Below are 21,827 nucleotides of genomic sequence, written 5' to 3'. Positions count from 1 at the left end.
CGCGGGCAGCGACCGGCGGCCTCCGGCCGCCCGGTGTGGCCGCTCGAGTGTGAAGGAGGTGCGTCCGTGGTCCAGCGGTACGTGATGTCCATCGACCAGGGCACCACCTCCACCCGGTGCATCCTGTTCGACGCCCGCGGCCGGCTCGTGTCCGTCGTGCAGCGGGAGCACCAGCAGCACTTCCCGCGGCCCGGCTGGGTCGAGCACGACGCCACCGAGATCTGGCGCAACGTGTCCCGGATCGTCCCGCAGGCCCTCGCCGACGCCGGGGCGACCGCGGACCAGGTCGTCGGCCTGGGCATCGCCAACCAGCGCGAGACCACCGTCCTGTGGGACCGGCGCACCGGCAACCCCGTCGGGCGGGCGATCGTCTGGCAGGACACCCGCACCGACGCCATGCTCGAACAGCTGGCCCGTGAGCCCGGCGCGGACCGCGTCCGGCAGCTGTGCGGCCTGCCGCTGGCCACCTACTTCTCGGCGCCGCGCATCCGCTGGATGCTCGACCGCACCCCCGGCCTGCGCGAACGCGCCGAGCGCGGTGACGTCCTCTTCGGCACCATCGAGAGCTGGCTGATCTGGAACCTCACCGGCGGCGCCGAGGGCGGGGTGCACGTCACCGACGTCACCAACGCCTCCCGCACGATGCTGATGAACCTGCGCACGCTGAGCTGGGACCACGAGCTGCTCGACTTCTTCGACGTCCCGCGCGCGATGCTGCCGGAGATCCGCTCGTCGACCGAGGTGTACGGCACCACCAGCCGGGTCGTGCCCGGCATCCGGATCGCCGCCGCGCTCGGTGACCAGCAGGCCGCGCTGTTCGGCCAGACCTGCTTCGCGCCCGGCGAGGCGAAGTGCACCTACGGCACCGGCAGCTTCCTGCTGCTCAACACCGGCCCGACGCCGGTGCTGTCCACCCACGGCATGCTCACCACCGTCGGCTTCAAGATCGGCGACGAGCCCGCGGTGTACGCGCTGGAAGGCTCGATCGCCGTCACCGGGTCGCTGGTGCAGTGGTTCCGCGACGGCCTCGAGCTGATCGGCAGCGCGCCGGAGATCGAGACCCTGGCCAGGACGGTCGACGACAACGGCGGCTGCTACATCGTCCCCGCGTTCTCCGGCCTGTTCGCGCCGCACTGGCACAGCGAAGCCCGCGGCGTGATCGCCGGGCTGACGTCGTACATCACCAAGGGCCACCTGGCGCGGGCGGTGCTGGAGGCGACCGGCTGGCAGACCCGCGAGGTCGTCGACGCGATGAACGCCGACTCGGGCCTGGCCCTCAAGACGCTCAAGGTCGACGGCGGGATGACCGCGGACAACCTGCTCATGCAGTTCGTCGCCGACGTCCTCGACGTGCCGGTCGTCCGCCCGATGGTGGCCGAGACGGTGTCGCTCGGCGCGGCCTACGCGGCTGGGCTCTCCGTCGGGTACTGGCCGGACCTGGAGGGCCTGCGGCGCAACTGGCACCGCGCCGGGCAGTGGCTGCCGGCGATGGACCCGGCCCGCCGCGCGACCGAGTACGGGCACTGGCGCCAGGCCGTCGAGCTGACGTTCGGCTGGATGCGCCCCGGCCCGGCCGCCGTCGCCCCCGGCTCGGACCTGGTCGAGGTGCTGCTGGCCGACCACCGCCGGTTCGAGCAGCTGTTCCGCGACCTGCGCAACACCGAGGCCGACCGCCCGGGCCTGGTCGCCGAGCTGGCGGCCCTGCTGGTCGCGCACGCGACGGCGACCGAGCGCATCGTCCGCCCGGAAGCACCCGGAGAGCTGTTCGCCGACGACCTCCTGGCCGCCCTCGACCCCGACGACTTCGAGAAGGCGTTGCAGCGCCTGGAGAACCTCGTCGACATGCACGTCCGAGGCGAGGAACGCGTTCTGCTCAACGATCTCCGCGCCACAATGTCCACTTCGGACCGGACGGCGCTGGGCCGCGCGTTCGCCGCAGAGCGCCGACGCCAGCTGGACCTCGGCAGCGGCGACCCCGCCTACATCCGCGACCTCGGCGACCGCCTGCGGCTCTAGACCGCCTCGAGCACGAAGAACAGGAAGCTCGGAAAGGTGTCCAGGATCGCGAAGTCGTCCGGGTACGCCTCGCGCGCCTCCGGCACCGGACGGGGTTCACTGATGACGGCGATCCGGAAACCGGCCTCGGTGAAGGCGTCGGTCATCGCGTGCAGCGGCTTGTTCCAGAACGTCATCCGGCAGGGCCGGCCCTGCAGCACGAACTCGTCGGTCCAGGTGTAGCGCTCGAAGTAGTCGGGCCGGGGACCTTCCGCGCGGTGCGTGAGGTTGACCATCATCGGGTGGTTGACCGAGGCGATGAGCCGCCCGCCGGTGCGCAGCACGCGGCGCAGCTCGGCCAGTGTCGGCTTCCAGTCCTCCAGGTAGTGCAGCACCAGGGACGCCATGACGTCGTCGAACGCGTCGTCGGGGTAGGGCAGCGCGTCGGCCAGGTCGGCGACGCGCAGGTCCGCGTCGGCACCGAGCCGCTGGCGCGCCTGGTCCACCATCCCGGCGCTCTGGTCGAAGCCGGTCACCAGCGCACCTCGGTCGCGCAGCGCCGCGAACAGCGGACCCGAGCCGCAGCCGGCGTCGAGGATCCGCCGTCCGGCCACGTCTCCGGCCAGCGCCAGTGCCGCGGGCCGTTCGTAGTAGGCGTTCATCAGGCTGGTCTCGTTCTCGACCGCGTAAGTCTCGGCGAAACCGTCGTATCCACTCGTCTCCTGAGCCATACGGCCCATCCTGGCACGAGCCGGTCAGAGGTAGCCGGGGAACGGATCGGCGCCGAAGAACACCGCGCCCGCGCCGTCGTACACGCCTTCGGTGAGGAACGCGTGCTGCGGCACGACGGCGGCGTCGCGCAGGTACCGCTGCAGCGGGTGGTCGCTGTCGATCGCGGCGGTGCCGCCCAGGCTGAACGCGGCCTGCACGACGGCGAACCCGACCCGCGCCGCGTGCGCCGCCGCCAGCCGCAGCAGGCTCACCTGCTCCGGCCCGGGGGTGCCCGACAACGCCGTCTCGTAGACCTCTTCGGTGGCTTCGTAGAAGAACGCGCGCACCGAACGCAGCTCCGCCTCGGCCTTCCCCAGGGCGATCCGCGCGTAGGCTCGGTCGGCCAGTTTCGGGCCGCCGGTGAGCCCGGTGCGGCCCGCCCCGAAGCCGGTCACGTGGTTCAGCGCGGCGCGGGCGATGCCGAGGTTCACCACGGCGAGCACCTGCGCGGCGTAGGCGAGGGCCGGGTAGCGGTAGAGCGGCTCGTCGACGGTCGCGCCGCCACCCCGGACGAACGTCCACTCGGCCGCGACGTCGACGCCGTCCACCCGCAGGTCGTGGCTGCCGGTGCCGCGCAGCCCGACCGCGTCCCAGGTGTCGACGACCTCGGCCTGCGACGCGGGCAGCACCGCGGTGCGCGGCCGTCCCGACGATCCGTCCCCGATGCCGACACCGACGTAGTCGGCCGCGAGGCTGCCGCTGGCCAGGCGCCACTGCCCGCAGACCCGGAACCCGCCCGGGACCTCCTCGGCGGGCTGCACCGGGAAGAGCGCTCCGGCGAAGACGACGTCCGGCCCGTCGGCGTAGAGCCGGGCCTGGGTCTCCGGCGGCAACGCGGCCGGGTAGACGCCCGACGCGCCGAAACTGGCGACCCAGCCGGCCGAACCGTCCACTTCGGACATCCGCTCGACCGCGCGCAGGAACTCCGCGGGCGGCCGGGCGTCCCCGCCGAACCGCCGCGGCGTGGTCGCCCGGTAGAACCCGGCGAGCTTGAACTTCCCGACGACGTCACGCGGGACGTGCCGCAGCCGCGCGAACTCCCCGGCGCGCCGGGCCACCTCGGTCAGCGCCGCCTCGAAGGCGGGAGTACTCCACCGGTCCGAAACCGTCACGCCGGGATTCCCTGCGGCACCGAGCCACCCAGTCGCGCGCGCACGCGGGACGCGAAGATGTCGTAACGCGTGGCCATGCGGGCGCCGGGACGGCGGATCGGCGCGTGCGCGGACACCGGGCCGAACTGCTCGCCGTCGCGGAACTGTTCCCGGGTGAGGTCGAGCTCCAGGCCGCTGGGCAGCCGGTTCCAGTAGTGCAGTCCGGCGCGCTCACCGTCGGGCCGGAACACCTCCGAGCACAGCAGGACGCCGCCGAGGAGCTCCGCCACGGCCATCGCGGTGACACTGCAGTGCCCGCCGGCGGGGTTCCCGGCGTCCCAGGTGTCGGACGGGTCGCAGGTCCGCTCGTCCCAGCACTCCCGCAACACGGCTTCCAGCTCCGTCAACGACCACACCACAGTCATCCACCCCTCCGGATCACGTCACCCGCACACTAGCCGCCGAAGCGAAGGTAACGAACCGGTAACGGCCGAATCGCGGTTTGAACCGCCCCCGACTTCTGGCCGTTTCAGCCAATGCCGGAACCAGTGACACCGGACGCGGTCCCCGACAGCCCGCGTGCGATGGCACTCCCCCGGGTTCCGCGCGTTCTCCCAGCCGGGCACGCAGCTGTCATCGCCGTGCCCGGAAAACCTAACGAGGTGAACAACTCCATGTCCCGATCCCCCGCCACGGGCCGGCACCGCATTTCCCGCAGAACGAAGATCGCGACCGGCGGCCTCGCCCTCGCGATCGCCGTCGGCGGCATCGTCGTCGCGACCACCGCCGGCAAGACCGGTGAAGCCAGCGCCGACCCCGCCGACCCGTCGTTCTTCCTGGACATCGCGAAGGTCCCCGCCGGCAACAACGTGAACAAGGCGCTGCAGCAGAAAGGCGCGCGCGGCACGTTCACGGTGAACTGCGGCCGCAACGAAAACGGCCACTTCAACCCCGACAACTTCATCGCGCAGCCCGGTGTCCGCAACGGCGCCCAGCACCTGCACGACTACGTCGGCAACCTTTCGACGAACGCCGACTCCAACAACAAGAGCCTGTCGAAGGCCGGCACCACCTGCAAGAACGGTGACAAGTCCGCCTACTACTGGCCGGTCGTGCGCATCGACACCGGCGAGGAAGAGGAAGCCGAGGCGAACCCGCCCGCCAGCGTGCCGGCCGCCGACCGCGCCGGCGCGGCCAAGGACAACGCCTCCACGCAGGTCGACTGCCCGGACGTCGCGAGCCAGCTGCCCGAAGACGTCCCCGACCAGGCGATGGACGAGGTGAACCGCAACCTCACGCTGATCGACCAGCAGATCGACGAGGCGAACAAGCGGATCGCCAAGGGTGACCTGAAGTCCGCGCAGGACGTCCAGAACGCCGTCGTGGGCCCGCTCAAGGACAAGCGGACCGCGGTGCTCGACCGGATCGCCACGGCGATCGGGCGCAACGCGGCCAAGCCGACGAACCTCGGCGGGCTCGCCGCGTGCAAGCTCAAGCAGGGCGGCCAGGGCGGTCTCGACAACGGCGGCCAGAACAGCGACGGCGACAAGGGCGCCTCGGCCGGCAAGAAGGAGCAGAAGCAGGCCGACGGCACGGCCGCGGAGCTGCCCGGCGTGAACGACCAGAACGAGGTCGCCGGCAACGACGGCGAGATCCAGCGCGTCCAGTCCGCGACCATCTCGTTCACCAGCGGTGGCGCGCGGAAGGTCGTCGCGATGCCGCAGTTCCTGCGCATCCTCTACGGCGACGCCAAGCAGAGCACCAACGGCCCGGCCAACGCCCGGCCGAGCTGGACGTGCACCGGCTTCGAGGACCGGCTGACCGACCACTACCCGATCTGCCCGGGCAACAGCAAGGTCGAGCGGATCCACGCCTTCCCGAACTGCTGGGACGGCAAGAACATCGACAGCACGAACCACCGCACGCACATCGTGTTCGCCGACCAGCAGGGCAAGTGCCCGCAGGGCTTCAAGAACGTGCCGCAGCTGGTGATCAAGCTCGTTTACAACATCCCGCACGACATCCAGGTCAAGGGCCAGTACAAAGTGGACGCTTTCCCGCAGGAGAGCCACAACCCCCGCTCGGACCACGACGACTTCGCCAACGTCATGGGCCAGTGCCTGATGAACCAGGTCGTCAAGTGCATCAACAGCGGCCGCCGCTGCTCGCAGTAGCCGATTGTCCGTGAAGGCCACATCGAGGGACTCTGAGTCCCTCGATGTGGCCTTCACGGACTTCCGGGTCAGGAAGCCGCGCGGCGTTTTGTCCAGATGTCGTACGCGACCGCCGCCAGCAGGACGACGCCCTTCACCAGCATCACCCGCTCGCTCGGGGCGCCGATCAGGGACATGCCGTTGTTGATGACGGCCATGATCAGGCCGCCGGTGATCGCGCCGACCACCTTGCCGACGCCGCCCTGGACCGCCGCGCCGCCGATGAACGCCGCCGCGATCGCGTCCAGCTCGAAGTTGATGCCCGCCGTCGGGCCCGCCTGGTTCAGCCGGCCGGCGAAGATGATCCCGGCCAGCGCGGCCAGCACGCCCATGTTGACGAAGATCCAGAACGTCACCGACTTGACCTTGACGCCGGACAGCGTCGCCGCCTGCAGGTTGCCGCCGACGGCGTAGATGTGCCTGCCGAACACCGACTTCCCGGCCACCAGCGAGTAGCCGAGCACCAGTGCCGCCAGCAGGATCAGCACCCACGGCAGGTTCTTGAACCGGGCCAGCTGCACGACCAGCGCGAGCACGATCACCGCGACCCCGGCGATCTTCAGCACGAAGATCGCGAACGGGTCGACGTCCTGGCCGTAACCCAGCCGCGCCGAGCGCTTGCGCCACTGCGTGAAGACGATCCCGGCCACGGCGGCGACGCCGGCGAGCAGCGAGACCAGGTCGGCGCCGCCCAGCGGGCCGAGGCCGATGTTGCCCAGGTAGCCGTCGGTGAAGCCGTTGGACAGCGTGCGGATCGTGTCCGGGAACGGGCCGATGCCCTGGTTGCCCAGCACGGTCAGGGTCAGCGCGCGGAACACGAGCATCCCCGCCAGCGTCACGATGAACGCCGGGATCCCGAAGTAGGCGACCCAGTAGCCCTGCCAGGCGCCGATCACCGCGCCGACGACGAGCGTGACCAGCACCGCCCAGAACCACGGCAGGTGCCAGTTCACCATCAGCACCGCCGACACCGCGCCGGTCATCGCGACGACCGACCCGGCGGACAGGTCGATGTGCCCGGAGATGATCACCAGGATCATCCCGATCGCGAGGATCAGCACGTAGGAGTTCTGCACGATGATGTTGGAGATGTTCTGCGGCTCCAGCAGCGCACCACCGGTGAGCACCTCGAACAGCACCACGATCAGCGCGAACGCGACGTAGATGCCGCTCTGGCGCGGGTTGATCGAGATCCGCCGGGCGGAGTGCTCGACCGGGGGCGCGTCGGGCCGCGCTTCGGTCGTGGTCATTCCCGTTCCTTCGTCATGTACTGCATGAGCAGTTCCTGGGTGGCTTCCTCGCGCGTGGCCTGGCCGGTGATCCGCCCGGCCGACAGCGCGTAGATCCGGTCGCAGAGCCCGAGCAGCTCCGGCAGCTCGGACGAGATGACCAGCACCGCCTTCCCCTGCGCGGCGAGGGCGTTGATGATCGAGTAGATCTCGAACTTCGCGCCGACGTCGATGCCGCGGGTCGGCTCGTCGAGGATCAGCACGTCCGGGTCGGTGAAGATCCACTTGGCCAGCACGACCTTCTGCTGGTTGCCGCCGGAGAGCTTCCCGGTCACGCTGCGCACGGTCGGCGCCTTGATCGAGAGGTCCCGGCGGAACCCGACGGCCGTGTCGTGCTCGGCGTGCTCGTTGACCCAGCCCCGCTTCGCGAGCTTGCCCAGCCCGGCCGCGGACACGTTGCGCTGGATGTCCTCGATCAGGTTGAGCCCGTACCGCTTCCGGTCCTCGGTGGCGTAGGCGATGCCGTGGCGGACGGCGTCGCGCACCGACCGGACGTCGATCTCCTTGCCGTGCTTGAGGATCCGCCCGGAGATGTCCTTGCCGTAGGACCGGCCGAACACGCTCATCGCGAGCTCGGTGCGGCCCGCGCCCATCAGGCCGGCCAGCCCGACGATCTCCCCGCGCCGCAGCGAAAGCGACGCGTGGTCGACGACCACCCGGCCCGCCTGCGTGGGGCTGTGCACCGTCCAGTCCTCGATCCGCAGCACCTCCTCCCCGATGTCCGGTTCCCGGGGCGGGAACCGGTGCTCGAGGTCGCGGCCGACCATCCCGGTGATGATCCGTTCCTCGGTCAGCCCGGCCGCGTCGAGGGTGTCGATCGTGCGGCCGTCCCGCAGGATCGTGACGGTGTCGGCGATCGCCGTCACCTCACCGAGCTTGTGCGAGATGATCACGCACGTGACACCGTCGGCCCGCAGCTCGCGCAGCAGGTCGAGCAGGTGCGCCGAGTCCTCGTCGTTGAGCGCCGCGGTCGGCTCGTCGAGGATCAGCAACCGGACCTCCTTGGACAGTGCCTTGGCGATCTCGACGAGCTGCTGCTTGCCGACACCGAGGTCGCGCACCGGGGTCACCGGGTTCTCCCCGAGGCCGACGCGCCGCAGGAGCGCGCCGGCCTCGTGGTTGGTGCGGTTCCAGTCGATCCAGCCCCGCTTGTCGCGTTCGTTGCCGAGGAAGATGTTCTCCGCTATCGAGAGCTGCCCGCACAGCGCGAGCTCCTGGTGGATGATCACGATTCCGCGCCGCTCACTGTCGCGCACCGAACCGAACTCGCACCGCTGCCCGTCGAAGTGGATCTCGCCGTCGTACGTCCCGTGCGGGTAGACGCCGGAAAGCACCTTCATCAAGGTGGACTTCCCGGCGCCGTTCTCTCCGCAGATCGCGTGGATCTCGCCGCTGTTCACGGAAAGGGTGACGTCCGACAGCGCCTTGACCCCGGGGAAGGTCTTGGTGATCCCGCGCATGCCGAGCAGTTCGGTCATTTCAGCTGACCCGCCGTGTAGTAACCGGAGTCGACGAGCTCCTTCTGGTAGTTGGCCTTGTCCACGGTCACCGGCTGCAGCAGGAACGACGGGACGACCTTCTTGCCGTTGTCGTAGTCGGTGGTGTTGTTGACCTCGGGCTTGCCGCCCTTGAGCACCGCGTCGGCCATCTTCACCGTGGTGTCGGCGAGGATGCGGGTGTCCTTGAAGATCGTCGAGTACTGCTCGCCGGCGATGATGGACTTGACCGACGCGACCTCGGCGTCCTGCCCGGTGACCACCGGGTACGGCTGGCCGGCGGTGCCGTAGCCGTTGCTCTTCAGGGCCGAGAGGATGCCGATCGACAGGCCGTCGTACGGCGAAAGCACGCCCGAGACCTTCGCGCCACCGGTGTAGGTCTTGGTGAGCAGGTCTTCCATCCGCCGCTGCGCGGTGGCCGGGTCCCAGCGCAGGATCGCCGCGCGGGCGAAGTCGGTCTGGGTGCTCTTGACGACCAGCTTGCCGCTGTCCATCAGGGGCTTGAGCACGGACATCGCGCCGTTGAAGAAGAACGTCGCGTTGTTGTCGTCGGGCGAACCGGCGAACAGCTCGACGTTGAACGGACCGGCACCGTCGCCGAGGCCCTTGACCAGCGAGTTCGCCTGCTCGACGCCGACCTTGAAGTTGTCGAACGTGGCGTAGTAGTCGACGTTCGGCGAGTTGCGGATCAGCCGGTCGTAGGCGATGACCGGGATCTTGCGGTCGGCGGCCTCCTGCAGCTGCGTGGTGATCGCGGTGCCGTCGATCGAGGCGATGACCAGCAGCTTCGCGCCCTTGGTGATCTGGTTCTCGATCTGGTTGACCTGGGTCGGGATGTCGTTCTCGGCGTACTGCAGGTCGACCTTGTAACCGAGCTTCTCCAGCGCGGCCTTGATGTTGTCGCCGTCGTGGATCCAGCGCTCCGACGACTTGGTCGGCATCGTGACGCCGACCAAACCGCCCGCCGCGCTCGCGGCACCGGACGCCGGCGCCTGGTCGGCGGTCTTCTCACTCGAACCGCACGCCGAGAGCGTGAGCACGAGCCCCGCGGCGGCGATCCCCGCCATTGTTCTGGTGAACCTCATTGTTCCGTTTCCTTTCTCAGAAGCATCTTCAGAAGCCTTGTGCGAGCCGGTAGTACGCCTGGTTCCAGCGGATGCGGTCGGCGAAGCCGTGTGGCGTGGTGTCCTTGTCGATCACCAGCAGTTCGACGCCGAGCAGGTTCGCGAAGTCGCGAAGGGTCTCCGTGCCCACGGCCTGGGTGAGCACGGTGTGGTGCGGGCCGCCCGCGGTGATCCACGACTCGGCGGACGTCGCCAGCGTCGGCGCGGGCTGCCACACCGCCCGCGCGACCGGCAGGTTCGGCAGCGGCTCGTCGGGCGGGACGACGTCGATCTCGTTGGCCACCAGGCGGAACCGGTCGCCGAGGTCGACCAGGCCGAGGGTGACACCGGGGCCGGGCGCGGCGTCGAACACCAGCCGCACCGGGTCTTCCCGCCCGCCGATGCCGAGCGGGTGGATCTCGCACGACGGCGTCGCCGCGGCGATGCTCGGGCAGACCTCGAGCATGTGCGCGCCGAGGATCTTCGGCGTGCCCGGCCCGAAGTGGTAGGTGTAGTCCTCCATGAACGACGTCCCGAGCCCGGTGCCGGTGCCCATCGCTTTCACCGCGGCGAGCAGCGCGGACGTCTTCCAGTCGCCTTCGCCACCGAAGCCGTAACCGTCGGCCATCAGCCGCTGGACCGCCAGGCCCGGCAGCTGGCGGAGGCCGCCGAGGTCCTCGAAGTTCGTCGTGAACGCGCCGAAGCCGCCGTCGTCGAGGAACGCGCGCAGCCCGGCCTCGATCTTCGCCGCGTAGCGCAGCGACTCGTGCCGCGCTCCCCCGGCGGCCAGCTCCGGCACGATGGCGTAGTCCTCGGCGTACCGCGCCAGGAGATCGTCCACATCGGATACCCCGTCGACCAGCTCGACCAGCTCGTTGACGCCGTAGGTGTTGACCGACACGCCGAACCGTCGCTCGGCCTCGACCTTGTCCCCCTCGGTGACCGCGACGTCGCGCATGTTGTCGCCGAACCGGGCCAGGCGCAGGTTCCGCAGGTGGTCGGCGCCGATGGCCGCGCGCGCCCACGCGTCGATCCGGGCCACCACGACCGGGTCGGTGACGTGCCCGGCCACGGTTTTGCGCGGGAGGCCGAGCCGCGTCTGGACGAACCCGAACTCGCGGTCGCCGTGCGCGGCCTGGTTGAGGTTCATGAAGTCCATGTCGATCGTGGACCACGGGAGGGCCTCGTTGAGCTGGGTGTGCAGGTGCAGCAACGGCTTGCGCAGCGCGTCCAGCCCGGTGATCCACATCTTCGCCGGCGAGAAGGTGTGCATCCAGGCGATCACGCCGACGCACGCGGCGTCGGCGTTGGCCTCCTGCAGCACCCGGCGGATCGAGGAGGCCTCGGTCAGCACCGGCTTGCCGACGATCTCGGCCGGCAGCCCGCCGGTGCCGGCGAGGAGCTGCTGGATGCGCAGGGACTGGCCGGCGACCTGCTCGAGGGTCTCCTCGCCGTAGAGGGCCTGGCTCCCGGTCAGGAACCAGAGCTGCGGTTTGGCCGCGGAAGTCATCGTTCTCCTCATCGCGATCATTGCTGGCCGTAGACGTTCTGGTACCGGGCGTAGAGCCGGTCGACGTCCTCGGGCGGCAGGGGTTCGGGCGTGCCCAGCTCGAAGGCCTTGTGCACGGTGCGGGCGACGTCCTCGACCATCACGGCGGCCTTGACGGCGTCGCGGGCGGTGCGGCCGACGGTGAACGGGCCGTGGCTGCGCATCAGGACCGCCTTGGAGCGGCTGGTGCGCAGGGTCTCCACGAGACCGCGGCCGATCGAGTCGTCGCCGATCAGGGCGAACGGGCCGACCGGGACGTCGCCGCCGAACTCGTCGGCGATCATCGTGAGCACGCACGGGATCGGCTCACCGCGCGCGGCCCACGCCGTGGCGTAGGTCGAGTGGGTGTGGACGACCCCGCCGATCTCCGGCATCTCGCGGTAGACGTAGGCGTGCGCGGCGGTGTCGGACGACGGCGCCAGCTCCCCGTGCACCAGCTCGCCGTGCAGGTCGGTGACCACCATGGTGTCGGCGGACAGGTCGTCGTAGGACACCCCGGACGGCTTGATGACCATCAGGTCGCGGCCGGGGACCCGCGCCGAGACGTTGCCCGCGGTCCAGATGACCAGGGCGTTGCGGGTCAGCTCGCCGTGCAGGTTCGCCACGGTCTCCCGCAGTTCCGCGACGGTGTCGAGGACTTCGCCGGTCAGGGACATCAGGACCGTCCTTTCGCGACAGCTCGGCGGCGGGCGGCCAGGCGGTGCATGACGTCGTTGGCGCCGCGGCCGAAGTAGTCGTGCAGGGTCGTGTACTCGGTGTAGAGCTCGTCGTAGGCCGTGACGTGCGCGGGCACCGGCTGGTACACCGCGGACCGGGCCGAGCCCATCTCCCCGGCCGCCGCGCGGATGTCCGGGTACTCCCCGGCCGCGACGGCGGCGTGGATCGCGGAGCCGAGCGCGGGCGCCTGTGCCGAGCCGACGACCGACAGCGGCAGGTTGGTGACGTCGGCGTAGATCTGCATCAGCAGGGCGTTCTTCGTCAGGCCGCCCGCGACGATCAGCTCGGTGACGGGGATGCCGGCCTCGGTGAACGTCTCGACGATCTTGCGGGTGCCGAACGCGGTGGCCTCCAGCAGCGCGCGGTAGACGTCCTCGGCGCGGGTGGCCAGGGTCTGCCCGACGAGCACGCCGGAGAGGTCGTGGTCGACGAGCACCGAACGGTTGCCGCTGTGCCAATCCAGCGCGACGAGCCCGTGTTCGCCGATCTCCTGCTGGGCGGCGAGCCGGGTGAGCTGGTCGTGGCTTTCACGGGCGAAGTGCTCGGCGAACCAGCCGAAGATGTCGCCGACGCCGCTCTGCCCGGCCTCGTAGCCCCACAGCCCGGGTACGATGCCGCCGTCGACGACCCCGCACATGCCGGGGACCTCGCGGAGTTCGGCGCCGTTCACGACGTGGCACGTCGAGGTGCCCATGATCGCGACCAGCTGCCCGGGTTCGACGGCCCGCGCGGCGGGGGCGGTGACGTGCGCGTCGACGTTGCCGACGGCGACCGCGATCCCCTCCGGCAGGCCGGTCCACGCGGCTGCTTCGGCGGTCAGCGTGCCCGCCCGGTCGCCCAGCTGCCCGAGCGGGTGCTCGAGCTTGTCGGTCACGAAGGACTCGAAGCCCGACGCGAGTTCGCGGAGGAAGTCACGGCTCGGGTACTGGCCGTCCTGCAGGATGCCCTTGTACCCGGCCGTGCAGGCGTTGCGGACGTACGTGCCGGTCAGCTGCCAGACGATCCAGTCGGCCGCCTCGACCCAGTGCCGCGTCGCCGCGTACACGTCCGGCGCCTCTTCGAACAGCTCGAGGCCCTTGGCGAACTCCCACTCCGAAGAGATCAGCCCGCCGTAGCGCGGCAGCCACTTCTCGCCGCGCGCGCGGGCCAGCTCGTTGATCCGGTCGGCCTGCGGCTGGGCGGCGTGGTGCCGCCACAGTTTCACGTAGGCGTGCGGGTTCTCGGCGAACTCGGGCAGCTCGCACAGCGGCGTTCCGTCCACTGTGGCCGGGACCATCGTGCAGGCGGTGAAGTCGGTGCCGATGCCGATCACATCGGCGGGGTCCACGCCGGCGTCGGCCAGTGCGGCGGGGACGGCGGTGCGCAGGACGTCGACGTAGTCCGCGGGCACCTGCAGCGCCCACTCCGGCGGCAGTGCCCGCCCGGTCGCCGGGAGCGCGCGGTCGACGACGCCGTGGCGGTACTCCGTCACGGCGCTGCCCAGCTCGGCGCCGTCCCGCACGCGGACGACGACCGCGCGCCCGGAGAGCGTGCCGTAGTCGACGCCGACGACGAGGGGATCTGCTGACACTGCCGGTTCACTTCCTTCTGTTAGCGCTAACACTTGGCGCTTGAGCCGACGCACGGCTATCGCGGTCCGGTGCTCTCCCGCACGATCAGCTCGGGCGCGACCAGCGCGCGGTCGTGCCGGTCGCCCCCGCTCATCCGCGTGGCCAGCAGGCCGAACGTGCGCCGGCCGAGCTCGATGAAGTCCTGCCGGACCGTGGTGAGCGGCGGCGTGAAGTAGGCCGCCTCGGGCACGTCGTCGAAGCCCGCGACGCGGACGTCGCCCGGCACCGAGATCCCGGCTTCGGCGAACGCGCGAAGGAGGCCGAGGGCCATCTGGTCGTTGCCCGCGAAGACGGCGTCCAGGTCCTTTTCTCCGACGAGCGCGCGTCCGGCGTCGTAGCCTGAGCGCGAACTCCAGTCGCCGCGGACGACCTTCGGCACCGGAGCGCCGTGGCGTTCGAGGGTTTCACGCCAGCCGGCCTCGCGGTCGAGCGCTTCGAGCCAGTCCTCCGGCCCGGCGACGTGCCAGACCGTGCGGTGGCCCAGGGCCAGCAGGTGTTCGGTGGCGCGGCGGGCGCCGTCACGCTGGTCGACGGCGATCACCGGGACCGGCGCGTCGTCCCCGCCGCCGACGGCGACCAGCGGGATGTCGTCAGGCGCGGCGTCCAGGGCCCGTCCGGCGGTGACGTGCGGCGCGATGACGATGATGCCCTCGACCGCCTGGCCGCGGAGGTTCTCGACGGCGTCCGCGATGGACGACCGGCCGGGGCGGCTGACGCTGGAGATCGTGATGGCGAACCCGGCTTCGCGGGCGGCGTTCTCGATGCCGTAGAGGGTGCTGGCCGGACCGTACAGATTGGACTCGAGGGCGAGCACGCCGAGCGTGCCGGTGCGCCCGGTGACCAGTGCGCGGGCGGCGGAGTTGGGGCGGTAGCCCAGTTCCTCGATCGCGGCGAGCACCCGGGCGCGGGTCGTGGGCCGTACCGGGCCGGTCCCGTTGATGACGCGGGACACGGTCATGTGCGAGACCCCGGCCCGCCCGGCGACGTCGGTCAGGCTCGGCTGCCGGGCCCCGTTGAGGGGTCCACCAGGGCGCGCTCGTTCGGCCACCGACAACCCCTTCCGTCCCCGTCGACGTGGTCCCCGTCACTCGTTCAGGTGACGGCGAGGAGTCAGTGTTAGCGATAACACCGGCGCGGTCAAGCCTGGCCCGCGTAACGGTCTCGTCACGCGAGCCGGGCGCCCAGCGCGATTTCGACGCGTTCGACCAGCGGTTTTGGTGAACAACCCACCGCCACCGTGCCGCGATCCCGGTGTTCAGACCGGCAACCGATGTGTTCAGGCCGGTAATCCGCGTGACACCAACTCTCGGCCTCCCCGCCTGCGCGTGTGCAGACAGAATCGACAATCGAAAGTGGGGCGTGGAACGCGGTGTCACATTTTTGGCGTCGGTGACGACTTGATCTGTACAGAGACACCAGAAAGGGCCATCTTGCGGATCGTGTTCATCGACGACAGCCAGCAGCAAGACCCGCCACGCAAAGGGCTGGGGCACTTGCTGGCGGTCGGCGCGGTCAGCTTCCCTGCCGAACAACTCGCGGGTTATGCGTCCGACCTGCAAACGATCCGCGAAGAACTGGGCATCCCGGCCGAGGAAGAACTGAAGTGGGCACCGAGCAAGGGCACCTTCCTGCATGGAAAATGGGACACTCTCCGGAGCCTCCGGGCGGAAATGCTCGAGGCGGCCGCCCGCCGGGACGTCAAGAGCATGGTGGTGATCTTGGACCACTCCGCCCGTTACAGTGACTACACGCAGGCCGAAGCCGGAGCCGAGATCCTCAAATGGCTCTATGAGCGAGTGTCCATGCACCTCGGCGACGTCGATGACTTCGGCCTAGTCATTGCAGACAAACCAGGCGGCGGCACCGCGGAAGAGAACAAGTGGCTGGCCGCTTCCCTAGCCCTCACCAACCGCGGCACAGAGTATGTTCAACCGGACAAGATCATCCTGCCGATCGTGACCGCACACAGCCACCACGTTCCCCACATACAGTTGGCCGATCTTGTCGTCGCCGCGACGACTGCCGCCTACGCTGGTCGTCCGAGAGCCTTGGACCTTGTTCCGCTACTGAGACCCCTTATGCACCGACATCGCCTCAATTACATCAACGGGGCTGGAATTGTTCAGTTCCCTGAGCACATGAACCTCTACTACTGGGCATTCGGTGAGACGGGCTGGGCCAGGCCATCCAAGATGTGCGGCTGGGCACTCCCCCGTGAAGGACTTGCCTACGCCGACGATCCCGGGCTTCCTCCTGGAGCATCGGCACAGGCACCAGTAGACAAACCGGGCCAACCCCACGGACGGTCAACGGCCGGCTGAGAAGATCGACGGCAGCAGCGGGCTACAGGGTCAGGGTGGCGGCCACCGGGAGGTGGTCGGAGCCGGTTGCGGGGAGGGTCCACGCCGCCGTCGGGCGGGCGCCCGTCACGAAGATCTGGTCGATCCGGGCCAGCGGCAGCGAGGCCGGCCAGCTGAAGCCGAAGCCGTCGCCGGCCTCGTCCTGGGCCGACTGCATGCGGGCGGTGATCGGGGCGAGCGCGCGGTCGTCCGTCGTGCCGTTGAAGTCGCCGACCAGGATCTTGCGCGGGGCCGGGTCGGCAGCGACGGCATCGGTGAGGAGACCCAGCGCCGCGTCGCGGCCGTTCGCCGTGAAGCCCGAGTCGACGCGCACCCGCACCGAAGGCAGGTGCGCCACGAACACCGCGACCGGCCCCTTTGGACTGTCCACAGTGGTCCGCAGCGCCCGCGTCCACGGCATGATCGCCACCGGTTCGGTGTCGTGGATCGGGTACGTGCTCCAGATCCCGACGGTGCCCTGCACCGAGTGGTGCGGGTACGCCGCGGCGAGCGCGTCCTCGTACTTCGGCACCTCGGACCTCTTCAGCTCCTCCAACGCGATCACCTGCGCGCCGGAGGAGGCCAGCGCCCGCGCGGTGCCCGCCGGGTCCGGGTTCTCGTCGTTCACGTTGTGGGAGACGATCGTGAAGTCGCCGCCGGTGCCCCGCTTGTCGAAGACCCGGCCGCCGAAGGACACGCCCCAGACGAGCGCGGGCAGCAGCAGCGCCACCAGCGCCAGCGCCGAACGCCGGATCAGCGCGGCCACCAGCAGCGGCACCACGAGCAGGCCGGCCCACGGCAGGAACGTCTCCAGCAGGCTGCCGGCGTTGCCCGCCCAGTTCGGCACCAGCGGGTGCGCGAGCAGCACCAGCGCCGTCAGCACGGCGAACACCGCGATGACGCGGCCACGCCGCCAGAACCCGGCCCGCACGGGCGGCACGGTGATCGGTTCGGTCACCGCGGTCATCGGGTCGCCGCCGGGAGTTCCCGCTGGATCGCGGCGATGAGCGTCTCGCTGGCGGCCAGCGCGGCCTGCAGCCCGGCCGACGGGGTCCCGCCGGGGTTCTGGTGCAGCACCACCCCGAGGATCAGCGCGCCACCCGGTGTCCGGGCCGCCCACATCAGGGCGCCGCCGGCCGCGGTCGACGAGCCCGTCTTCAGCCCGATCACGCCGGAGCGCCCGAGCAGGGTGTTCGTGTTGACGACGGCGCCGGGCACGCCGTCCACCTTGAGACTCGGCGTGGCGACGAGCGAGCGGACGACGTCGTCCTTCATCACCTCGCGGGCGAGCCGGAGCTGGTCCTCGGCGGTGCTCGTCGTCGAGTCCTCGACGCCGCTGGCGCCGGTGTAGGTCGTGCTGGTCATGCCGAGGTCGGCCGCCGCGCGGTTCATCTTCGCGACGAACGCGTCCTGGCTCCCGGCGTCCCACCGGGCGAGCAGGCGGGCGACGTTGTTGCCGGACGGGATGAGCATCAGCGCGAGCAGGTCGCGCTGGCTGATCGTGCGGCCCGCCCGGACCGGCGCGGTCGACTCCTCGGCCGACGTCGACTCGTCCTGCGCCTGCTGGTCCACGGTGATCCGCGGGCCCGCGTCACCCGGGGCGAGCGGGTGGTCCTTGAGCACGACGTAGGCGGTCATCACCTTCGTGACGCTGGCGATCGGGACCGGCGCCCGCTCCCCGCGGGTCCCGAGCGAGCCCAGGCCCTGCACCTCGGCGGTGGCCTGGCCGCTCGCCGGCCACGGCAGCGGCAGGTCGAGGGCGGGCCGCGCGGGCACCGCCTGGCCCGCCACCGACGGCGGGAAGACGACCCAGGCGGCCGCGGCCAGCGCCACCGCCCCCGCGGCGGCGAACCCGCTCGCGGCGGGCGGGAAACGAAAGCGGGCCATGGATCTCCTCCGGGTTCCGGGGTGCGCCGCTCGAACGCACACCGGTCACTCTGTCCGGGGAAGATCGCCGTCCCGTCGGGGTTGTTCGACAGGTCTGAACCAGAAGTGTCACGGTTCTGTACTGAAACGCGAGAGGGCCCCCTGCCGCCAACCCGGCAGGGGGCCCGTCCCGCACCGCGCGCGCTCAGCTCACGTGGACGTAGTCCACGACGAGCTGCTGCGGGAACTGGGTGCTGCCGTCGGGGTCGCCGGGCCAGTAGCCGCCGACCGCCAGGTTGAGGATCAGGAAGAACTCGTGGTTGAACGCCCACTGGTTGCCGCCGACGTCGGCGGGCGTGCGGGTCTGGTAGGCGTTCCCGTCGACGGACCAGACGATCCGGTCCGTCGACCAGTCGACCGCGTAGGTGTGGAAGTCGTCGGAGAAGTTCGGCCCGCTGTAGGGGGCGCCGATGCCCGCCGACCCGGAGTAGCCGGGGCCGTGGATGGTGCCGTGCACCGTGTTCGGCTCGAACCCGACGTTCTCCATGATGTCGATCTCGCCGCAGTTGGGCCAGCCGGCGCTGCCGATGTCGGTGCCGAGCATCCAGAACGCGGGCCACATGCCCTGCCCGCGCGGCAGCTTCATCCGGGCCTCGATGTGGCCGGACGACGCGGAGAACTTGCCGGAGGTGTTGAGCCGCGCCGAGGTGTACTCGCAGGGCCCGTACCAGCAGTTGTTCCCGCTGCTTTCCTTCTTCGCGGTGATCACGAGGTGGCCTTGGCCGTCGAGCGCCGCGTTGGCGGTGCCGTCGGTGTACCACTGCCGTTCGTGGTTGTTGACGTTGTCCCCGGTCTCGTGGCCCCACTTCGACCCGTCGACGCCGGCACCGGCCGGGCCGTCGAAGTCGTCGCTGAAGCTCGCGAGCAGGTTGGCGGGGACGGCCGAAGCGGCCTGGCTCTGCGGTGCGGCCACCAGTGCGCCGGCCACGAGCAGCGCCGCGGGCGCCACCAGCAGGCGGGCGGTCCGCCGCCATCGGGCGGAGTTCTCGGTCGACATCGTCGTCGCCCCTTCTCATTCCGCGGGCGACGGCTGGCGGCTCACCGGCACCCTATTTGTTGTGGATGGCAACAAAGTATCCACGGGTACCTGGCGAAGAACAAGGATAACCGGTCGGACATTTTCCGACGATGACCCGATGGTCCGGACCATCGGGTACTTTCGGGCAACCGGCGCGCGTGAGCGGGATGGTCAGCGCAGGATGCAGTCCAATCCGAGCCCGACGCCGGTGGCCACGTACTCGCAGATGTGCGACGCGTGGGCGACGTCGGTCTCGGTGCAGCCCAGCGGAACGCCGAGCACGTCGACCGAGCAGTAGGCGTAGAACTGGTTCGGGCTGCCCGGAACGGGGTCCGCCGAAGCCGGGGCGGCCGTGGCGAGGGCCGCGGAAACGGTGAGCGCGGCCGCGGCCGCGATGGCGGCGATACGGGTCCTCATGGTGCTCTCCTCCCGGAAATCCCCTGTGTGCCAGGGGTTTGTGCGGTGAGGATGCCCCGCGCGACACCGGTTCAGCTCCAAGTCACCGGAAAGTGTCACCGGACCGGACCGCGAACCGAACAGAACATGAACACTTGATGCTCGTTTACGTCCGAACGTAGGTATTTACGAGCAGCTTCGATCATCTAGGCTGACGATCGCCCTGCCGTGGTCCCCCTGGAGGCTCTTGTGACGCCCGAACGCTCCGGACTCACCCGCCGCAGTTTCCTCGGCGGGGTCGCCGCCGCCGGCGCCCTCGGCGCCCTGCCGCCCGGGATGGCCGAGGCCCTCGCCGAACCGCGGGCGAGCGGCAGCCTCGCCGACGTCGAGCACGTCGTGGTCCTGATGCAGGAGAACCGCTCGTTCGACCACTACTACGGCACCATGAAGGGCGTCCGCGGCTTCGGCGACCGGTCGGCGATCGTGCAGCCGAACGGCCAGGACGTCTTCCACCAGCCCGACTCCGGCCGCGGCGACGGCAAGTACCTGCTGCCGTTCCGTGTCGACACGTCCAAGGTGGACGGTCAGGACCTCGGCGACCTCGGCCACGGCTGGGCCGACCAGCACCAGGCCATCGCCGGCGGCGCGAACAACGCGTGGGTGCCCGCCAAGGGCGAGATGACCATGGGCTACTTCGGCCAGGGCGACATCCCGTTCCACCGGGCGCTCGCCGACGCGTTCACCCTGTGCGACCACTACCACTGCTCGGTGCAGGGCCCGACCACCCCCAACCGGCTCTACCTGTTCAGCGGGACGATCGACGCCGACGGCAAGGCCGGCGGCCCGGCGAACTACAACCCGGCCGACTACAAGCCGGTGTTCAGCTGGACGACCTACCCGGAACGCCTGCAGCAGCACGGGGTTTCGTGGAAGGTCTACGCGAACAAGGAGGTCGGCGACGCGGGCGGCTCGTTCGTCGGCGACTACGGCGACAACCCGCTCTGGCTGTTCAAGGCCTACCACCAGGACTACACGAGCGATCTTTCGAAGCGCGCCAGCGTCTTCAAGACCTGGGGCCCGGACTCCGGCAAGGGCAAGGACGTCAACCACGTCCTGAGCGAGTTCACCGCCGACTGCGCGAGCGGGTCGCTCCCCCGCGTGTCGTGGATCGTGGCGCCCTACGGTTACTGCGAGCACCCCGAAGCGCGTCCGGTCGACGGCGCCGCGTACACCCAGACCGTGCTGAACGCCTTGTGGGCCAACCCGAAGCTCTGGGAGTCCACTGTGGTCCTCATCAACTACGACGAGAACGACGGCTTCTTCGACCACGTCGCGCCGCCGATCGCGCCGTCCGGCACCGCCGGCGAGTACATCGGCGGCAAGCCGATCGGGCTCGGCGCCCGGGTGCCGCTGACCGTGATCTCGCCGTGGAGCCGCGGCGGCTGGGTCAGCTCCGAGGTCACCGACCACACGTCGGTGATCCGGTTCCTCGAGCGCTGGACCGGCGTCGCCGAGCCGAACATCAGCGCGTGGCGCCGAGCGCTCTGCGGCGACCTGACGAGCTGCTTCGACTTCGGCACCTCCGACGTCCGGATCCCGCTCCTGCCGGACACGGCGGCGCTGCGCAAGCAGGCCGACGACACCCAGCGCAAGCTGCCGAAGCCCGCGCCGCCGGCGACCGGGAAGCAGCAGGTCCCGGTGCAGGAAACCGGCACCCGCCCGGCTCGCGCGCTGCCCTACCAGCCGCTGGTGACGACGTCGCTGAGCGCCGACCACCAGATCCTGACCACGACATTCGCCAACCAGGGCACCGCGGCCATCCAGCTGACCGCCTACCGCAACGACGGGCAGGCGGACGGCCCGTGGGGCTACGACGTCGCCGCGGGTGCGCAGGTCAGCGACACGTGGCGGATCCAGGCCTACGGCGGCGGGAAGTACGGCGTCGCGGTGCACGGGCCGAACCGCTTCCGCTGGGTGTTCGCCGGGGACGCGAACAGCGCGGGCGCGGGCGTCGACGTCACCGCGGGTTACACCGCCGACCACAAGCTGCGGCTGACCCTGCGCAACAGCGGTACGACGGCGGTCAAGGTCACGGTGACCGCGAACCACTACCGCACCGACGGGCCCTGGACGTATCCGCTGGCCGCGGGCCAGACCGTGACCGACGACTGGAACGCGGTCACCTACGGCTCGGGCTGGTACGACCTGTCCGCGACACTCGACGCCGACCCCAAGTTCCTGCGCCGGTTCAGCGGGCACATCGAGACGGGTTCGCCGAGCGTCACGGGCTGAATCGTTCACATACCTGATTGAT

At 70.3% G+C, this 21,827-nt stretch carries 17 protein-coding genes and 1 pseudogene; 4 read left to right on the top strand and 14 right to left on the bottom strand.

The genetic code is table 11. The annotated features are described in order from the left end of the window. The first annotated feature begins 66 nt into the window (after positions 1–66). On the top strand, positions 67–2,016 hold the full coding sequence (gene glpK / locus ACIOD2_RS02425) for a glycerol kinase GlpK (protein ID WP_400533343.1): 1,950 nt from the start codon (positions 67–69) through the stop codon (positions 2,014–2,016). Here glpK and ACIOD2_RS02420 read toward each other — a convergent pair. The 3 genes from ACIOD2_RS02420 to ACIOD2_RS02410 are packed head-to-tail and all read right to left on the bottom strand — an operon-like array spanning position 2,013 to position 4,282. Then, positions 2,013–2,726, bottom strand: coding sequence for a class I SAM-dependent methyltransferase (locus ACIOD2_RS02420; protein WP_400533341.1), 714 nt, complete (start codon positions 2,724–2,726; stop codon positions 2,013–2,015). The two genes, glpK and ACIOD2_RS02420, sit on opposite strands and share 4 nt — an antisense overlap. A 24-nt stretch (positions 2,727–2,750) precedes the next feature. Continuing rightward, entirely contained in the window at positions 2,751–3,878 is a 1,128-nt protein-coding gene (locus ACIOD2_RS02415; protein WP_400533340.1) for an acyl-CoA dehydrogenase family protein, read from the bottom strand. After that, entirely contained in the window at positions 3,875–4,282 is a 408-nt protein-coding gene (locus ACIOD2_RS02410) for a hypothetical protein (protein ID WP_400533339.1), read from the bottom strand. Before ACIOD2_RS02410 ends, ACIOD2_RS02415 begins: the two co-directional genes overlap by 4 nt. Positions 4,283–4,531: 249 nt before the next feature. On the opposite strand from ACIOD2_RS02410, the gene ACIOD2_RS02405 reads away from it, so the two are divergent. Continuing rightward, positions 4,532–6,031 carry a DUF1996 domain-containing protein gene (locus ACIOD2_RS02405; protein WP_400533337.1) on the top strand — a complete coding sequence of 500 codons (1,500 nt, stop codon included), beginning with the start codon at positions 4,532–4,534 and terminating at the stop codon, positions 6,029–6,031. Positions 6,032–6,099: 68 nt separating this feature from the next. Here ACIOD2_RS02405 and mmsB read toward each other — a convergent pair whose 3' ends face one another. From mmsB to ACIOD2_RS02370, 7 genes are read right to left on the bottom strand one after another with little or no spacing between them, the layout of a single operon-like run. Continuing rightward, positions 6,100–7,320: a multiple monosaccharide ABC transporter permease gene (gene mmsB / locus ACIOD2_RS02400; RefSeq protein WP_400533336.1), complete on the bottom strand. Its 1,221-nt coding sequence runs from the start codon at positions 7,318–7,320 to the stop codon at positions 6,100–6,102. Beyond that, the gene (gene mmsA / locus ACIOD2_RS02395) at positions 7,317–8,837 is read right to left on the bottom strand and encodes a multiple monosaccharide ABC transporter ATP-binding protein (RefSeq protein ID WP_400533335.1); all 1,521 of its coding nucleotides are present in this window, start codon (positions 8,835–8,837) and stop codon (positions 7,317–7,319) included. The genes mmsB and mmsA overlap by 4 nt, the downstream gene beginning before the upstream one ends. Then, positions 8,834–9,940 carry a multiple monosaccharide ABC transporter substrate-binding protein gene (gene chvE, locus ACIOD2_RS02390; RefSeq protein ID WP_400533333.1) on the bottom strand — a complete coding sequence of 369 codons (1,107 nt, stop codon included), beginning with the start codon at positions 9,938–9,940 and terminating at the stop codon, positions 8,834–8,836. The genes mmsA and chvE overlap by 4 nt, the downstream gene beginning before the upstream one ends. Positions 9,941–9,968: 28 nt before the next feature. Next, complete coding sequence (gene araA, locus ACIOD2_RS02385) at positions 9,969–11,468, bottom strand: L-arabinose isomerase (RefSeq protein ID WP_400533332.1); 1,500 nt, start codon at positions 11,466–11,468, stop codon at positions 9,969–9,971. Positions 11,469–11,485: 17 nt separating this feature from the next. After that, positions 11,486–12,163, bottom strand: a complete 678-nt coding sequence (locus ACIOD2_RS02380) for an L-ribulose-5-phosphate 4-epimerase (RefSeq protein WP_400533330.1) — start codon at positions 12,161–12,163, stop codon at positions 11,486–11,488. Beyond that, the gene (gene araB, locus ACIOD2_RS02375; RefSeq protein WP_400533329.1) at positions 12,163–13,794 is read right to left on the bottom strand and encodes a ribulokinase; all 1,632 of its coding nucleotides are present in this window, start codon (positions 13,792–13,794) and stop codon (positions 12,163–12,165) included. The genes ACIOD2_RS02380 and araB overlap by 1 nt, the downstream gene beginning before the upstream one ends. 56 nt (positions 13,795–13,850) lie before the next feature. Continuing rightward, a complete protein-coding gene (locus ACIOD2_RS02370; RefSeq protein ID WP_400533327.1) occupies positions 13,851–14,882 on the bottom strand; it encodes a LacI family DNA-binding transcriptional regulator in 1,032 nt (343 codons plus the stop codon). Positions 14,883–15,273: 391 nt separating this feature from the next. Between ACIOD2_RS02370 and ACIOD2_RS02365 the strand changes: the two genes are divergently transcribed. Further along, the gene (locus ACIOD2_RS02365; protein WP_400533325.1) at positions 15,274–16,155 is read left to right on the top strand and encodes a DUF3800 domain-containing protein; all 882 of its coding nucleotides are present in this window, start codon (positions 15,274–15,276) and stop codon (positions 16,153–16,155) included. 22 nt (positions 16,156–16,177) lie between these two features. Here the strand turns inward: ACIOD2_RS02365 and ACIOD2_RS02360 are convergent, their stop codons facing one another. The 4 genes and pseudogenes from ACIOD2_RS02360 to ACIOD2_RS02345 form a co-directional block, all read right to left on the bottom strand. Beyond that, entirely contained in the window at positions 16,178–17,140 is a 963-nt protein-coding gene (locus tag ACIOD2_RS02360; protein WP_400533324.1) for an endonuclease/exonuclease/phosphatase family protein, read from the bottom strand. Next, a complete protein-coding gene (locus ACIOD2_RS02355; RefSeq protein WP_400533322.1) occupies positions 17,137–18,060 on the bottom strand; it encodes a D-alanyl-D-alanine carboxypeptidase family protein in 924 nt (307 codons plus the stop codon). The genes ACIOD2_RS02360 and ACIOD2_RS02355 overlap by 4 nt, the downstream gene beginning before the upstream one ends. A 187-nt stretch (positions 18,061–18,247) precedes the next feature. Beyond that, a pseudogene (locus tag ACIOD2_RS02350) lies at positions 18,248–19,096 on the bottom strand (family 16 glycosylhydrolase); the annotation flags it as partial. Positions 19,097–19,288: 192 nt separating this feature from the next. Continuing rightward, the gene (locus ACIOD2_RS02345) at positions 19,289–19,534 is read right to left on the bottom strand and encodes a hypothetical protein (RefSeq protein ID WP_400533321.1); all 246 of its coding nucleotides are present in this window, start codon (positions 19,532–19,534) and stop codon (positions 19,289–19,291) included. A 228-nt stretch (positions 19,535–19,762) separates the two neighbouring features. On the opposite strand from ACIOD2_RS02345, the gene ACIOD2_RS02340 reads away from it, so the two are divergent. Further along, a complete protein-coding gene (locus tag ACIOD2_RS02340) occupies positions 19,763–21,805 on the top strand; it encodes a phosphocholine-specific phospholipase C (RefSeq protein ID WP_400533319.1) in 2,043 nt (680 codons plus the stop codon). Positions 21,806–21,827: the final 22 nt, after the last annotated feature.

It is taken from the genome of Amycolatopsis sp. NPDC088138 (genome assembly GCF_044741685.1).
Lineage (GTDB): Bacteria > Actinomycetota > Actinomycetes > Mycobacteriales > Pseudonocardiaceae > Amycolatopsis.
This window is presented reverse-complemented; position numbering and strand designations above follow the sequence as displayed.